The following is a 14597-nucleotide window of genomic DNA, read 5'->3' as shown; positions in this document are numbered from 1 at the left end:
GTGAGATCATTCTCACTCTTTCTTTATGGCGGAAAATTCTTCCCTTCTAATATTCTTCTATATAGAATAAAAATATTAGGGGGTGTTTGTTTGGAGTACAATAGAAAAGTTAGGGAAGAGTTATGGGGAGTTATTGAGGGCCTTACCGACGACCAAATCAATAGAGTTGTAGAAGAAGGAAAATGGACGATAGGACAAGTGTTAGAACATCTTTACTTAACAGAAAAAAACGTAGTTCAAAGTTTTTCGGAAGCAAAGCAGATTACGGAAGAAAACCCAGTAAAGTTGAGAAAAGTACATTTAACAACTGATCGCACTCAAAGAGTTAATGCACCAAAATTTCTTGTGCCATCTAGCAGACAACAAACATTAGAACAACTGAAAGAAAAGTTGAAACAATCAAGAGAAAATCTTGAGAATTTTATGAAAGATACTAGTGAAGATCACTTGAATGGTAAGTATATGCCACATCCATTCTTCGAGAAGTTAACATTGACTCAGTGGGTTGAGTTTCTCGCCTATCATGAAAAAAGGCATATAGCTCAAATTGAAGAATTAAAAGAAGCCATTATGATATAATAATAGGTAGAAAGGAGATATAACTCCTTTCTATTTTTATTATGTAAGCAATAAGACTTTAATTGAATTTCATATATAATGTAACCAACATGAGAATAAACAATGGAGGTTAAGTCTATGTGTGGACGCTTTACACTATTTGCTTCGTTTGAAAAAATATTAGAAGAGTTTGATATACAACAAGCGATTGAAGAAGTATTTTATGAAGCTAGTTACAATATAGCTCCATCACAACAGATACTGTCCATTATTAATGATGGTCAGAAAAATAGGATGGGATTTTTGAAGTGGGGCTTAGTTCCAGCATGGTCAAAGGATGAGAAGATGGCTTCAAAAATGATTAATGCACGTTCAGAAACGGTAGACGAGAAGCCTAGTTTTCGAAAATCATTTTATCAAAGACGTTGCTTGATTCCAATGGATTCATTTTTTGAGTGGAAGAAAGACGGAAATTCAAAAACACCTATGAGGATTACAATGAAAGACAATTCACTATTTGGTGTAGCAGGTCTATGGGATACATGGAAGTCGCCTACAGGTGAAGCCATTTATACTTGCACAATTTTAACGACAGAACCAAACGATTTAATGAGGGGAATTCATGATCGGATGCCTGTTATTTTATCTAAAGAACAACAATTAACTTGGCTAGATCCTCGAATTCACGATAAGGATCAGTTAAAGTCCTTATTGGTTCCATTTGATGCGGAAAAAATGATAGCATATCAAGTAAGTGAGTTAGTAAATTCACCGAAAAACAATTCTGAAGAATTAATCGCAAGAATTAGTTAAAAATATATAGAATAGAAAACAATTTTTAGGTATAGCAAGTAGCATTAACTATAGTAAATTAAATTTTTAGCGAGGCTATTCAATGTATAACATCTTATTAATATTATTGTTGCAATTAGTTTATGTACCATTATTAACTCTTCGTACAATCTTCTTAGTTAAAAATATTACGTTTTTAGCAGCTTTGATAGGCATTCTAGAGATGCTAATTTATGTATTTGGTCTTTCGCTAGTATTCGGTGGTGATCAAAGCTTATTAGCAATGATTGTATATGCTGTGGGATTTGGTTTAGGGATATTTTTAGGAACAAGAATTGAAAATAAATTGGCCATTGGATTCGTGTATATTACCATTAATACACAAAATAAAAACCAAGAATTAATCGATACAATTCGAGCGCATGGATTTGCTTTAACAACTTATGTTGGAGAAGGTAGAGATAGTGAACGATATAAGTATGAAATTTTAGCAAAACGTAATCGTGAAAAGGAATTGTTCCAATTGGTAGAATTTATTGAACCGAAGGCATTTATCATCTCATATGAGCCGAAATCATTTAAGGGTGGATTTATGCTAGATCGAATGAAGAAAAATAAAAAAAATACTCAATGATTCAAAAGATAATTATTACTAGAGATTATAAAGAGAGTGTCTTGAAAGATTTCCTTTCAGGACACTCCTTTTCTTTTATACCTGTATACCTTGTTTAAATTTGAGATTGTAGGCGCTTACTAATTGTTGTAAACGTAACGATTTATCGGGTCCATTCGGACAGGGATGATAATATTCATTATTCTTAGATAAAACACCGAAATAAGGTACTTCGGAATCTTTAATTAATTCGAGCCATTTTTCCTTTTCTTGCTCAAAGTACGTCCAACTATTTTTCTTATCTACACCCCAACCAATCAGTATCCAAGGATGTTGTTGCATTTCATATAAATTAGGTGGAATGATTGTAGGGTATTTGCCTGATATTTTTAGATGTTCAAAAAGTTCAATGGCATCTCGACTTTTTGTTTTCTTTACATAAAACAAGTTGTATATGTGTAGCCTTCCATCCAAACTAGTATGGGTTTTTTTCATAAATTGAATGAGCTGTCGCATCGTTTCATCGATGGATGTTTCATCTGTATGAGAGCCATTCATAAATAGCTTCTTTCTTGCTTCTCCTTGTAACTCTGAGGAACCAGGATTTAGCATGACAACTGCACCTAGGGACTTTCTTTCTGAACCGAACTGAAGAAATGTGTTTGTTCTGTAAACTTCGTCGCCTACTAATTGAAACGTCGCGATTGCTTTAACACTTCCCAACCAATTACCCCCAATTTATCTGTGTTGTCGTATATATTTATTCCACTGGTTTGGGAAATATTAGTTCAGTTAAGATGCTTTTTTAATTACACTCTAAATAACAGTTAGTCTATTGCTGTAGGTAAGTTCCGTATAATATCAGTGAACTTGTATCTTTCCTCATCGAATGAGAAAAATGTACACAATTTAATAGGTAATTAATATTAGACAATTCATAATTAACATTTTTTGATAAAAATGCAATAAATTTATGTATTTCTTAGATGATATCTAGTATTATATGGATTTGTAGATAAATCAGTTTTAAGTAGGTGAAAAGTGCTTAAATCATTAAAAATGTTTAATTTAATATAAAAAGATGGAGAAAAACGATATGCTAAATGATCAAATGTCTTTAACTAAATCAATGATTTTCTTTTTAATCCCAGTTGCACTTTCTAGTGTTTTGCAATCGGCGGGACAAATTGTTTCAACAATTGTCGTAGGTCAAACATTAGGTGAAGATGCCTTAGCAGCAATTGCGGCTTTCTTTCCATTATTCTTCTTATTAGTATCTTTTGCTATTGGCGTGGGGTCGGGAAGTTCAATCTTAATCGGTCAGGCTTTCGGAGCAAAGAATATTGAAAAGTTAAAAGAAATTGTAGGTGTGACAATTGCGGTCACTTTAATTATTTCTGTTGTAGTTGCCTTAGTTGGAGGTCTTTTTTCAGAAGGTATTTTGAAGTTGATGGGTACACCTGAAAATATTTTAGAAGAAAGTGCTAGCTATGCTCAAATTTTATTTGTAACTTTACCTGTTATGTTTTTATATATGTGTTATACAACTTTCATTCGTGGCTCAGGTGATTCTAAGACACCATTAATCTTCTTAATTATAAGTATTGTTTTAAATATCGCATTTTTACCAGTATTTATGTTTGGTTGGCTTGGACTTCCTGCATTTGGTTTGAACGGTGCTGCCTATGCAAATGTTCTATCCTTCTTAATTACATTTATATGGCTCCTTCTTTATTTGCACAAAAAGGATCACGTCATTAAATTAGACAAAGAAACGATTAAAAATATTAAAATTAAAGGGGACCTGGTGAAGAGTTTACTTAAACTTGCCATTCCTTCAAGTATTAGTATGGTTGCAATTTCTTTGGCAGGGATTGCGGTTATTTTCTTCGTTAATAGTTATGGGTCAACTGCAACTGCGTCATACGGGATTGTAAACCAAATTGCAAGTTACGTTCAAATCCCAGGAATGTCAGTAGCTATTGCGATTTCAGTATTTGTCGCACAAGCAATTGGAGCAGGTAGACAGGAAGATTTAAAAAGAATTACAGCTTTAGGTTTAAAGTTAAGCTACGCGTTTGGTGGTATCTTAGTAATTCTTGTTTACTTGTTTGCAGAGCCTATCCTAAGAGTGTTCTTAACAAGTCCTGAAACAATTTCAATGGCGAAAGGACTAATCTATATATCATTCTGGAGTTATTTATTGTTAGCTCATGTTCAAGCAATTTCTGCGACAATGCGTGCAACCGGTACGGTATTTTGGCCAACTGTGATTTTAATTGCAACGATTTGGCTCATTGAAGTTCCTGCAGCATTCCTTTTATCAAAATTTACACCACTTGGTATTAACGGAATTTGGCTTGCATATCCAATTTCGTTTGGTATAAATTTAATAATACAATATTGTTATTATCGATTTGTTTGGAAGAAAAAGACGATTACAGCTCTTGTTCCAACAGCTAGTAAATAAATAGAATCCTCACCAACAATGAAGTGGTGAGGATTTTTTTAATGGGAAAATTTATTTAGCTAGTCCATCAAGAAATGCTTCAATCTCTTCTTTCGTTTTACGATCTTTACTTACGAAACGACCTGTTTCATTTCCTTGGTCATAAGCAACAAAACTTGGGATACCATATACATCTAACTCAGCACATAAATCAATAAACTGGTCTCTGTCAATTTTCACAAAGGTAAATTCAGGATAATCTGCTTCAATTGATGGTAATACAGGGTCGATAAAACGGCAATCTCCACACCAATCGGCAGAGAACATAAATACGACACGTTCTTCTTTTTTATATTGTTCAAATTGTTCTACTGATTGTAAAATTTCCACAGCAATTCCTCCATTCTATGTAACTTCCATTTAATACATCCTAACATAAAAGAAATGATGAAAAAAGCTTGTCCGAATTTTAAGCAAAAATAATTCAACTAATATTAGCTTCACCAATTTCATTTCCAATATGTAACGCTACACATGGTTTATTAAAATTCGGTTATTCTAAATTAGAGCGAAAGGAGGTTACGTTTTGAATCGAATTTTTATTCCCGTAATCGTCTTTACGATGTTGTGGAGTATGATTTTCACAATAGAAGTAGCTGCAAATGCACAACAACCTTCCAGGGAAGAAATACTTAGTCAGCGTATGGATTACTATGTAAAATATAATGATCCGTTTGTTCCGTGGCATCATCTAGCGGCTATTGACCAATATGAGCGGAATATTCAAGCGGTTCGAAAAGATATCCCAAAAAGAGAAGGTGTTATTGCTTTGCAATTTTCACAAGAATACTGGGCAGGTGCATTTAATCCGGATTTAAATGATACATCCCTAGCGACTATTCAGTATTTTGGTGGAAGTGGTCTAGATGGTGATGGCGACGGTAAAGCGGACTTGAAAAACGATGATGACGTTATGTTTACGATGAAACAATATCTAAGCCAGTATGGACCAAGTGAAGATGATTTCAAACTTGCCTTATGGGAATATTACAAAAATGAGAAAGTAGTTAATCAAATTATAACCATTGCAAAGCTTTATAAACACTACGATACAATCGATTTAGATACTCATGTTTTCCCGGTTCCAGTACGTGGATTCAACTATAGTTACCGCGGTACTTGGGGGGCAAGCAGGGGTTGGGGCGGAAGACGTATACATGAAGGTACAGATATATTTGCAGGTTATGGCACGCCTGTAGTTTCAACATCATATGGAGTTGTTGAGGTAATGGGGTGGAATGAGTTTGGTGGATGGCGAATAGGAATCCGCGATAATCATAATACTTACCATTACTATGCACATTTAGCGTATTTCAACAAGGATCTTAAAGTGGGAGACATTGTTGAACCAGGAACACTTATCGGAGGGGTAGGAAGTACAGGTTACGGTAAAGAAGGTACTTCTGGAAAATTCCCACCACATTTACATTACGGTATGTATAAATTTAATGGGCGCACTGAGTGGGCGTTTGACCCATATCCATCGTTAACCCAATGGGAAAAAGAAACAAGAAAGAAGAAAAAGTAACCACTGTATTATTAGGCTGTTCCGTCGGACTTGGAACAGTCTTTTTATTTTTGAAAACATGTTGTTTTGTTTAATATCCCACTATTTTATGGGTGTTATTGAATAATTTAGATAAATTTTCATAAAGGATATTGACAAAGTGGTTTAATGTATGTTAAATTTATCTCGAATTAAAGATACTGTACTTCGAACTAATTGTAAATTGAATGTACAGAATCTGTATTATTTTTGTAAATTCAAACGAAAGTAGTTTTACTGCTTTCAAAATTTTTTAGTAAATATCTCGAATTCGAGATTAAAAAATAAAACTTATGGGGGAATGTTAAAATGGCAAAATTTACAGTGGATCAATCACACTCACAAGTGGGCTTTGAAGTAAAACATATGATGGTATCAAAAGTGAAAGGTCAATTCGATGCTTATACTGCAGATGTAGAAGCTGAAAACTTAGAAGATTTAACAACTGCACAAATCGCATTTACTTTTGACGTAGGGTCTATCAACACTCGTAGCGAAGATCGCGACAATCACTTAAAATCAGCTGACTTCTTTGATATTGAAAAATATCCAAATATTACTTTCAAATCAACTAACATCACTAAAGATGGAGACGACTACAAAGTAACAGGCGATTTAACAATTAAAGATGTAACAAAACCTGTAACTTTTGAAGTTGAATTTGGAGGTAAAGGTAAAAACCCTTGGGGCGTAGAAGTTTATGGTTTTGAAGCTGAAGCAAAAATCAACCGTGAAGATTTCGGTTTAACTTGGAACGCTGCTCTTGAAACTGGTGGAGTTCTTGTTGGTAAAGATATTAAAATCAAAGTTGAACTAGAAGTAAACCCAGCAGCATAATTATGTACCTGGTACACAAACAATTCTGACAATTTGCTACAATTTAAAAGCGGTGCACAGTTTGATTGTGCATCGCTTATTTTATTGACATGATGAAAATTCCGTGATATTATTATCTCGAATTGAAGATATTCGAAGTTGAATGAATTTCATAATTTACGTTAAATAAAACAATACTATGGATAGTCTTACTATCTTTATTTTTTGAGTATATATCTCGAATTCGAGACAATAACTAATTTGGAGGAATTAATAATGAACGAATTAAAAGGTTTACACCACGTAACTGCAATCACAAGTAGTGCAGAGAAAATATATGAATTTTTTACTTATACACTAGGTCTTCGTCTTGTAAAGAAAACAGTAAATCAAGATGATATCCAAACGTACCATTTATATTTTACAGATGATGTTGGTAGTCCGGGAACAGACATGACATTCTTTGATTTCCCTGGTATCCCTAAAGGAATTCACGGGACAAATGAAATTTCTAGAACATCTTTCCGTGTACCGGATGATGCAGCATTAGAATATTGGTTAAAACGTTTTAACCGTCTTGGTGTAAAAAATTCAGGAATTAAAGAACAGTTCGGTAAAAAAGTATTACCGTTTGCAGACTTTGATGATCAACAATATCAACTAATTTCAGATGAAAAGAATGTTGGCGTAGCAGCAGGTATCCCTTGGGAGAAAGGACCAATCCCAACTGAGTTCGCTATTACAGGACTAGGACCAATCTTCATTCGTACATCTTACTTAGACTATTTTAAAGAAGTACTTACAAAAGTATTTGAAATGAGAGAAGTTGCTCAAGAAGGTTCATTTTACTTATTTGAAATGGGTGAAGGAGGAAACGGAGCACAAGTAATCGTTGAGTATAATACGGTACTTCCTCAAGCTAGACAAGGTTACGGTACAGTTCACCATACGGCATTCCGAGTGGAAGACCGTGCAGAATTAGAAGAATGGCAACAACGTTTAGCAAGCTTCCGGTTACCAAACTCAGGCTATGTGGAAAGATACTACTTTGGTTCACTATATTCAAATGTAGCACCGCAAATCTTATTCGAACTTGCAACTGATGGCCCAGGATTCATGGGTGATGAACCTTACGAAACATTAGGTGAAAAATTATCGTTACCACCTTTCTTTGAACCAAATCGTGAAGAAATTGAAAAATTAGTAAGACACTTCGATACAGTTCGCAGCACGAAAGTGTTTGAAAAAGAATACGAATAAACCGAATTCGTAATAATTTGGAGGGAATAACATGGAAAAACATACAGCTGGGATTCACCATATTACTGCCATTGTTGGACACCCACAAGAGAATGTTGATTTTTATGCAGGCGTATTAGGATTACGATTAGTGAAAAAAACGATTAACTTCGATGATCCGGGAACATATCATTTATATTTTGGAACTGAAGGTGGCAAACCTGGTTCAATCATTACATTTTTCCCTTGGCCGAATGCATATCGTGGACGTATAGGCGACGGACAAGTAGGTATTACTTCTTATGCTATTCCGGTTGGATCACTTGATTTCTGGAAGAAACGATTAGAAAAATTTGATGTGGAATATGAAGTAATTGAACGTTTTGGTGAAACATCTTTACAATTCGATGATCCACACGGACTTCATTTAGAAATTGTTGAACGTGAAGAAGGGGAGTTAAACCCTTGGGAGTTTGGCGATGTAAAGAAAGAGGTTGCTATTAAAGGATTTGGTGGAGCAGTTCTTTTCTCCAGTCGACCAGAGGAAACAACAAAAGCGTTAGTTGATGTTATGGGGCTTGAAGTTGTCGGTACAGAAGGTGACTATACACGTTTTAAAGCGTCTGGTGATATTGGTAATATTATCGACTTGAAGATGACACCTGGCGAAAGAGGAACAATGGGTGTTGGTACAGTTCACCATATCGCATGGCGTGCAAAAGATAACGAAGATCATCTAGAGTGGCAACAACATGCTCATAATCTTGGAATGCACGTAACCAATGTAAAAGACCGTAATTATTTCAATGCGATCTACTTCCGTGAACATGGTGAAATACTATTTGAAATCGCAACAGATCCACCAGGATTTGCTCATGACGAATCTCATGATACTATGGGTCAACAATTAATGTTACCATCACAGTATGAACATTTACGTGATCAGCTGGAGATGGCTTTAATTCCAATCGAAGTACGCCGGCTTGATTAAAGGGAGAGAACAATAATGTTATCCATCAATCCGAAGGAAATTAGCGAGTACGATGTTTTTAAAATTTTAAAAGGTACAGTCATACCACGTCCAATTGCTTTTGTTACAACGATATCTAAGGAAAACGTTGTAAACGGTGCACCATTTAGCTATTTCAACATAGTAGCACCGAACCCACCGATGATTTCTTTATCGGTTCAAAGAGTAAATGGAGAATTAAAAGATACTGCAAAAAATATCTATCAAACAAATGAATTCGTCGTTCATATTGTAGATCGTGATAACGTTGAAAAAATCAATGAAACTGCAGCTACCCTTCCATATAATCAAAGTGAACTAGAATTAGCGAAGTTAACTCAAGTGAAAAGTGAAAAAGTTAGCGTTCCGGGAGTAAAGGAATCTAAGGTTCGTATGGAATGTAAACTTGTTAAAGTCATAGCTTTAGGTGACGAGGACCCTGTGTGTGATTTAATAATAGGTGAAGTTGTTCAGTTTCATTTAGATGAAGCGGTTTATGAGGAAAACGGTCGAATAAATGCAGAAGCTCTAAACGCAGTTAGTCGTTTAGCTGGTGCAGAATACGCAAAAATAGGTGAATTATTTTCAATTGAAAGACCTGAATAGGGATGAAAGGGAGCGAGACGAAGTGCAACATATATTTAAAGAAGGAACAGATAAAAATAAGCCAGTTCTATTACTATTACACGGAACTGGTGGGAATGAAAATGACTTATTACCTTTAGCTGACATTGTAGATCCTACTGCTTCAGTACTAAGTGTAAGAGGAAATGTTTTAGAAAACGGCATGCCAAGATTTTTCAAACGTCTGGCTGAGGGCGTATTTGATATCGAAGATTTAATTTTCCGCACAGAGGAATTAAATCAGTTTTTAGATAATGCAGCGAAGGAATATCAATTTGACCGTAATAATATGGTAGCAATTGGTTATTCAAACGGTGCAAATATCGCAGCAAGTTTGCTATTCCATTATGCTGATGCTTTAAAAGGTGCGATTCTTCATCACCCAATGGTACCAAGACGAGGAATCGAGTTGCCTAATTTAGATGGTAAAAACGTATTTATCGCAGCAGGTGTAAACGATCCAATTTGCCCACAACAAGAATCTGTAGAACTAAAAGAATTACTAGAAGGTGCAGGGGCATCTGTAGAAATTCAGTGGGAAAATCGTGGCCACCAATTAACGATGAGTGAAGTGCAAGCAGCAAAAGCTTGGTATGAAAGTAAATTTTAATAAGTAACTAAAGGAATACGTCCATATCTATGGGGTATTCCTTTTTACTTGTCATCATTTTCGTGATTACACAATATAAAATACATATGGAAGTTTTTAATTTGTTTTTGTGTCCAATACCCAATAATGACATACGACTTATCCAGAATTATGTGCATTTGCACTTAATTATTAATATGTCGTATCCCGATTCCGTCTAGTTTGAAATTGTACTATTCAATACATATATCTAATAATTCATTACGAGATTTAAAGAGGAGTGAATGAATGCTATTTGAGACACTATTTTCAAAGGTGTTTTTCATTTTATCAATCCAATTAATCGTGACAACGGTTGCTTGCGTAGGTTTAATCCAATATATCCGATATTTGTATAATGTGAAAAAAGTCCATTGGATAAGTGCTACGTATATTGAAAAGGGAAAAGTGGATTTACATATTGACTTTAGGGCGATCTCGAAATACTTTTGGATGTTGTTTATCTTAAATATTGTAGTATTTATCGTGTTATTATTTATTCAACATCAATTAGGTTTTGCGATGATCTTATTTACAATTTGGTCCATATTAACAGGATTTCAAGTAGCCCTTGCACTTATATCGGTAGATGAAAACTTAGGAACAAAGGTACTCGCAATTACGGCATCCGTTACCTTTATTACTGCTCTAATTGGATTATATTCCGGTATTGATTTTTCGTTTTTGGGCAAATTTTTACTCATTGCTCTCATTATTTTAGTGGTGATTAATGTAATTCGGATATTTATAAATATTAAGGGAACGATGAGAAAGCTTATTACAATCTTTGGAGTAGCTTTATTTACTCTCTATTTAATTTTTGACTTTAATCGAATTACAAGAGCGGATAATAATTGGCACGAAGCCATGAATATTGCTATTAATATTTATCTAGATATTATTAATTTGTTCTTGTATTTATTAGATTTGTTATCTGCTTTTAGTAAATAATATATTGAAACACTGGCTAATTAGTTGGCCAGTTTTTTTGTGCAAATAGAAAAACGACATAAATATTAAGAAATATTATTTCTAAGTAAATTTTTGAAACTATTTTAATTGGCTGTCCGTCTATTTAAAAATTGCAAAGGAGGGCGTTAAGTGAGTATAGATATAGAGCAGGAGTTACGACTACATTATTTAACGCTAATTAAACTAGCATTTACTTATGTGAAAAATAAGGAAATGGCTGAAGATATCGTGCAAGATGTGTGTGTGAAAGCTATAGAAAATAAAAATCGATTTCGTGGTGATTCTTCCTATAAAACTTATTTAATGAAAATGACGATAAATCGAAGTTACGATTATTTAAGAAGTTGGAATTTCCGACAAAAGTCTATTACAACCTTTATCCATCAACTTTTTGGTAGTGAGTCCTTAGAACAACAATTATTGAAAAGGGACGAGCGGGCCCAATTAGGTAATCAAGTATTGAATCTAAAACCGAAGTATCGAGAAGTGTTAGTTTTGTATTATTACGAAGAGTTAAAGATACATGAAATTGCAGACGTATTGGAAGTCTCAGAAAATACGGTAAAGACTCGATTGAAACGTGCAAGAGAACAGATAAGACAAGTATTGGATGTAAAAGGAGTGAATCTAAATGCAGAACGATATAAAGAGCAGCCTTGATTTCATCTATAAAAATGAAAATTTACATGAAAGTGAGTTCACTTTGAACAAAAACAGAAAAACATTTAAACGATATACCCTAAAACCAATCATTGTCTCGTTGTCAGTTGTGCTTATTGCGGCTATGGTATTCCTTCCATACATAGTGGATCAGCCGTTAAATGTAAGTCAGGGAAGTGATCCAGTAGAAACTCAAATGTCACAATCAGAAATTTTCGATTATAAAGGGGCATATATTGGTGATCACTTATCAGTAGGCAAAATTATTTCATATTCTTTAGAGAATCGAAAAGCTAAAGGGATTCAACTTTTTACTTCGAATGAGCCATTTGGAGTCCGTACTTTTATGGAAACTACAATGGTTCCATCTAAAGATTACGAAACCATTTTCACAACTGCCTCATATTTATTTACACTTATTCGGAATATTGAATTTGTCGAGTTTGAATATAAAGATCAAGTGTATATGATTACAAAATCTGATGTAGAGTTAACATTTAATGTAGATTATTATTCCATTGAAGATGAAAATGAATTGCGCTCCGTTATTTCAGACTTGTTAAAAAGCGAATCATCAAAAAAATTTATTCAACAATTAATTACAGCTGCCCCAATTGAATAGATGGCTACAATAAAAAAGCACCTTTACGATTTAAGTAAAGGTGCTCATGAGCCTTGCGATACATTATGTATGGCAAAGCCGCCTTGCCGTATTTTGTTTAATAAAAAGTTTTAAACCACCACTCCTCAAAGTGGGTGTTCGCAGAAGCTTTCCTGTATATCGTCATTCACCGCAGTGTGACGCTCGCCATTCCAACTTCAATTAAAACTCCCTATTACAGTTCAAAGGTTAAAACTTATTATTAGTACGAACAACGCAGCTTTAATGTTATATTAAATGATAATAATTAGATGTGCAAGTAAGTACCTTTAAAGAAAAAAGTCAATCATTTAATACTGAAAAGTAATATTTTTTATTCCTATAAAAAACCAATATTTATAAATAAAAAAGTTTTCCAATACGGATATCGGAAAACTTTACTTGGTTTTGTTTAGTACTTCATTTGTTAAGTCAACGATGTTAATTTGTGTATCTTCTTGCATAACATCCTTTAATATTTCTGTACGGAAGTATTGTACACTGACAGGAAGGGGCATTTGTAAAAGCTTCGTTAATGCATGTTGATACATAATTAAAAATTCCTTATCGGTGTTCCCTCTTTTTAATTCCGCAAATGATTCGTAAAACTGATCAAGTTTGTCAGAAAACTCTAGTAGGCGACCTTCTAAAGTGGCATCTTTACCTTCTTTCATTCGCTCAAGGAAAATTTCCTGAAACTCTGATGGGATTTCCTCCATAATAAACTTCTCCATCATTTTTTCTTCTACATGTGCAATCATTTGTTTTAGTTCAACACTTGCATGTTTTACAGGAGTTTTAATATCTCCGATAAACACCTCAGCAAAATCGTGATTGATCGTTTTTTCATAAAGTGCCTTCCAATCAACCTTTGCACCGTTCATTTCTTCTAAAGTGCCAAAAAACATTGCATATTGAGATACTTTCCAGGAATGGGCTGCAACATTATGTTCTTCAAATTTAAAACGACCAGGTGCGCGGAAAATCCGTTCTAAGTCATTTAAACTTGTGAAAAATTTATGGATTCCTATAGTAATCACTCCTTCATTCTTTTACTGAAATTAGTGTTCTAACTGAATAATACATTTTTTCATTTACCTATTGTATGCAGTTTACGGCTTTTAACAATTACTTAATACCTACTTAATAAAACTTTTGATTTTTCAATTACCTTAAATAGTTAAAATTTAGGGAAACAGTCATTGGATTATCAAAAATTGTACAATTTTCAAATGTTATAATGATTTTAGAAGTGTAAAAGGACGTGACTAAATTGTTATTAACAATTTTTATATATATCCATGTGCTAAGTGCTGTAATTTCGATTGGTCCACTTGTTGCATTGATCCCAATCCTTACTAAAATGGAAAAATCAGATGTAGCGAACCTTGGTGGGTTTGTACAAGCCTTTCAAACATCGATTACAGTTGTTAAACATGCAGGTCATGTATTAGTTCTTTCAGGTGTAATCTTAATCGGATTAAGTGCATGGACTTGGACTACTTCCTGGATTGTCATGACGATTGCAATTATGGTTGGATCTATTGTCTTTTTAGCAAAAGCTTTTAAGCCAACTTTAAAAACATTCGGAACACCAGATTTCCATAAGGAAAAATTCATAGCGAAACTACGCAAATCAACAATCATTTATATTTTCTTGTTATTAATTATGCTTTGGTTAATGGTGGCAAAGCCGACCATTTGGTAACCAAATTATTAAAATGAGCTTTGACGAAATTGTTCAAAGCTCATTTTTACTTCATACGGATACATCAATTACTGTACCTTTGTGGGGGTGTGTTGCTACAGGTTGAGTAGGCATGCTCTTAAGTAAATCTACTGTACCTTGTGCACCTAAGTTTAGGGTTTTATCTAAAATAGTCATTTTCAATGTTTGTTGTAGAGATGCAACTTGAGCTGACATAAAAGAACTTAGTTCCATTTGAACCCCTCCTTTATATTTATATCGACAATATGGCCGAATTAATTAA

Annotated in this window: 18 protein-coding genes and 1 other RNA gene; 14 read left to right on the top strand and 5 right to left on the bottom strand. The window is 34.0% G+C overall.

Annotated features, from left to right (window positions below; genetic code table 11):
• The first annotated feature begins 90 nt into the window (after nucleotides 1-90).
• The 3 genes from CRO45_RS14820 to CRO45_RS14810 all read left to right on the top strand — a co-directional run bounded on the left by CRO45_RS14820 (nucleotide 91) and on the right by CRO45_RS14810 (nucleotide 1984).
• Nucleotides 91-579, top strand: coding sequence for a DinB family protein (locus tag CRO45_RS14820; RefSeq protein WP_170949504.1), 489 nt, complete (start codon nucleotides 91-93; stop codon nucleotides 577-579).
• Between the two features lie 117 nt (nucleotides 580-696).
• Nucleotides 697-1371 (top strand): SOS response-associated peptidase, encoded by a 675-nt coding sequence (locus CRO45_RS14815; RefSeq protein ID WP_097150404.1) that lies wholly within the window; start codon nucleotides 697-699, stop codon nucleotides 1369-1371.
• A gap of 82 nt (nucleotides 1372-1453) precedes the next feature.
• Entirely contained in the window at nucleotides 1454-1984 is a 531-nt protein-coding gene (locus CRO45_RS14810; protein ID WP_097150403.1) for a DUF2179 domain-containing protein, read from the top strand.
• A 75-nt stretch (nucleotides 1985-2059) separates the two neighbouring features.
• Here CRO45_RS14810 and CRO45_RS14805 read toward each other — a convergent pair whose 3' ends face one another.
• Nucleotides 2060-2686 carry a DUF1643 domain-containing protein gene (locus CRO45_RS14805; protein ID WP_097150402.1) on the bottom strand — a complete coding sequence of 209 codons (627 nt, stop codon included), beginning with the start codon at nucleotides 2684-2686 and terminating at the stop codon, nucleotides 2060-2062.
• 358 nt (nucleotides 2687-3044) lie between these two features.
• On the opposite strand from CRO45_RS14805, the gene CRO45_RS14800 reads away from it, so the two are divergent.
• Entirely contained in the window at nucleotides 3045-4433 is a 1389-nt protein-coding gene (locus CRO45_RS14800) for an MATE family efflux transporter (protein ID WP_408057157.1), read from the top strand.
• Nucleotides 4434-4484: 51 nt separating this feature from the next.
• Here the strand turns inward: CRO45_RS14800 and CRO45_RS14795 are convergent, their stop codons facing one another.
• A complete protein-coding gene (locus tag CRO45_RS14795; protein ID WP_097150400.1) occupies nucleotides 4485-4802 on the bottom strand; it encodes a thioredoxin family protein in 318 nt (105 codons plus the stop codon).
• Nucleotides 4803-4998: 196 nt separating this feature from the next.
• Here CRO45_RS14795 and CRO45_RS14790 point away from each other — a divergent pair, with 196 nt between their 5' ends.
• From CRO45_RS14790 to CRO45_RS14750, 9 genes are all read left to right on the top strand, one after another.
• Nucleotides 4999-6000, top strand: a complete 1002-nt coding sequence (locus tag CRO45_RS14790) for a M23 family metallopeptidase (RefSeq protein WP_408057156.1) — start codon at nucleotides 4999-5001, stop codon at nucleotides 5998-6000.
• A gap of 327 nt (nucleotides 6001-6327) precedes the next feature.
• Nucleotides 6328-6855: a YceI family protein gene (locus tag CRO45_RS14785; protein ID WP_097150399.1), complete on the top strand. Its 528-nt coding sequence runs from the start codon at nucleotides 6328-6330 to the stop codon at nucleotides 6853-6855.
• 255 nt (nucleotides 6856-7110) lie between these two features.
• Nucleotides 7111-8094, top strand: coding sequence for a ring-cleaving dioxygenase (locus CRO45_RS14780; RefSeq protein WP_097150398.1), 984 nt, complete (start codon nucleotides 7111-7113; stop codon nucleotides 8092-8094).
• Nucleotides 8095-8125: 31 nt separating this feature from the next.
• A complete protein-coding gene (locus CRO45_RS14775; RefSeq protein ID WP_097150397.1) occupies nucleotides 8126-9064 on the top strand; it encodes a ring-cleaving dioxygenase in 939 nt (312 codons plus the stop codon).
• A 15-nt stretch (nucleotides 9065-9079) separates the two neighbouring features.
• Complete coding sequence (locus tag CRO45_RS14770) at nucleotides 9080-9688, top strand: flavin reductase family protein (RefSeq protein WP_097150396.1); 609 nt, start codon at nucleotides 9080-9082, stop codon at nucleotides 9686-9688.
• Between the two features lie 22 nt (nucleotides 9689-9710).
• Nucleotides 9711-10316 carry an alpha/beta hydrolase gene (locus tag CRO45_RS14765; protein ID WP_097150472.1) on the top strand — a complete coding sequence of 202 codons (606 nt, stop codon included), beginning with the start codon at nucleotides 9711-9713 and terminating at the stop codon, nucleotides 10314-10316.
• Between the two features lie 267 nt (nucleotides 10317-10583).
• On the top strand, nucleotides 10584-11285 hold the full coding sequence (locus CRO45_RS14760; RefSeq protein ID WP_097150395.1) for a Bax inhibitor-1 family protein: 702 nt from the start codon (nucleotides 10584-10586) through the stop codon (nucleotides 11283-11285).
• A 150-nt stretch (nucleotides 11286-11435) separates the two neighbouring features.
• On the top strand, nucleotides 11436-11966 hold the full coding sequence (locus tag CRO45_RS14755; protein WP_235864612.1) for a sigma-70 family RNA polymerase sigma factor: 531 nt from the start codon (nucleotides 11436-11438) through the stop codon (nucleotides 11964-11966).
• Entirely contained in the window at nucleotides 11938-12588 is a 651-nt protein-coding gene (locus CRO45_RS14750) for a DUF4825 domain-containing protein (RefSeq protein WP_097150394.1), read from the top strand. The genes CRO45_RS14755 and CRO45_RS14750 overlap by 29 nt, the downstream gene beginning before the upstream one ends.
• A gap of 71 nt (nucleotides 12589-12659) precedes the next feature.
• Here CRO45_RS14750 and ssrS read toward each other — a convergent pair.
• Nucleotides 12660-12853: non-coding RNA, 6S RNA (gene ssrS, locus CRO45_RS14745), on the bottom strand.
• 151 nt (nucleotides 12854-13004) lie between these two features.
• Nucleotides 13005-13646, bottom strand: a complete 642-nt coding sequence (locus tag CRO45_RS14740) for a YfbR-like 5'-deoxynucleotidase (RefSeq protein ID WP_170949503.1) — start codon at nucleotides 13644-13646, stop codon at nucleotides 13005-13007.
• A gap of 224 nt (nucleotides 13647-13870) precedes the next feature.
• Here CRO45_RS14740 and CRO45_RS14735 point away from each other — a divergent pair, with 224 nt between their 5' ends.
• A complete protein-coding gene (locus CRO45_RS14735) occupies nucleotides 13871-14314 on the top strand; it encodes a hypothetical protein (protein WP_170949502.1) in 444 nt (147 codons plus the stop codon).
• A gap of 51 nt (nucleotides 14315-14365) precedes the next feature.
• Here CRO45_RS14735 and CRO45_RS14730 read toward each other — a convergent pair whose 3' ends face one another.
• Nucleotides 14366-14548, bottom strand: a complete 183-nt coding sequence (locus CRO45_RS14730; protein ID WP_097150392.1) for a putative motility protein — start codon at nucleotides 14546-14548, stop codon at nucleotides 14366-14368.
• Nucleotides 14549-14597: the final 49 nt, after the last annotated feature.

It is taken from the genome of Ureibacillus acetophenoni (genome assembly GCF_900220965.1).
In the GTDB taxonomy this organism is placed as follows: domain Bacteria; phylum Bacillota; class Bacilli; order Bacillales_A; family Planococcaceae; genus Ureibacillus; species Ureibacillus acetophenoni.
The sequence above is the reverse complement of the archived record's forward strand: the minus strand, read 5'-3'. Positions and strand labels throughout refer to the sequence as shown.

Bases quoted from the DNA above. Each gene is read 5' to 3' on its own strand.
- CRO45_RS14750 (WP_097150394.1), top strand. From the start codon at position 11,938: ATGCAGAACGATATAAAGAGCAGCCTTGATTTCATCTATAAAAATGAA.
- CRO45_RS14730 (WP_097150392.1), bottom strand. From the start codon at position 14,548: ATGGAACTAAGTTCTTTTATGTCAGCTCAAGTTGCATCTCTACAACAA.
- CRO45_RS14775 (WP_097150397.1), top strand. From the start codon at position 8,126: ATGGAAAAACATACAGCTGGGATTCACCATATTACTGCCATTGTTGGA.
- CRO45_RS14785 (WP_097150399.1), top strand. From the start codon at position 6,328: ATGGCAAAATTTACAGTGGATCAATCACACTCACAAGTGGGCTTTGAA.
- CRO45_RS14760 (WP_097150395.1), top strand. From the start codon at position 10,584: ATGCTATTTGAGACACTATTTTCAAAGGTGTTTTTCATTTTATCAATC.
- CRO45_RS14780 (WP_097150398.1), top strand. From the start codon at position 7,111: ATGAACGAATTAAAAGGTTTACACCACGTAACTGCAATCACAAGTAGT.
- CRO45_RS14800 (WP_408057157.1), top strand. From the start codon at position 3,045: ATGGAGAAAAACGATATGCTAAATGATCAAATGTCTTTAACTAAATCA.
- CRO45_RS14770 (WP_097150396.1), top strand. From the start codon at position 9,080: ATGTTATCCATCAATCCGAAGGAAATTAGCGAGTACGATGTTTTTAAA.
- CRO45_RS14815 (WP_097150404.1), top strand. From the start codon at position 697: ATGTGTGGACGCTTTACACTATTTGCTTCGTTTGAAAAAATATTAGAA.
- CRO45_RS14810 (WP_097150403.1), top strand. From the start codon at position 1,454: ATGTATAACATCTTATTAATATTATTGTTGCAATTAGTTTATGTACCA.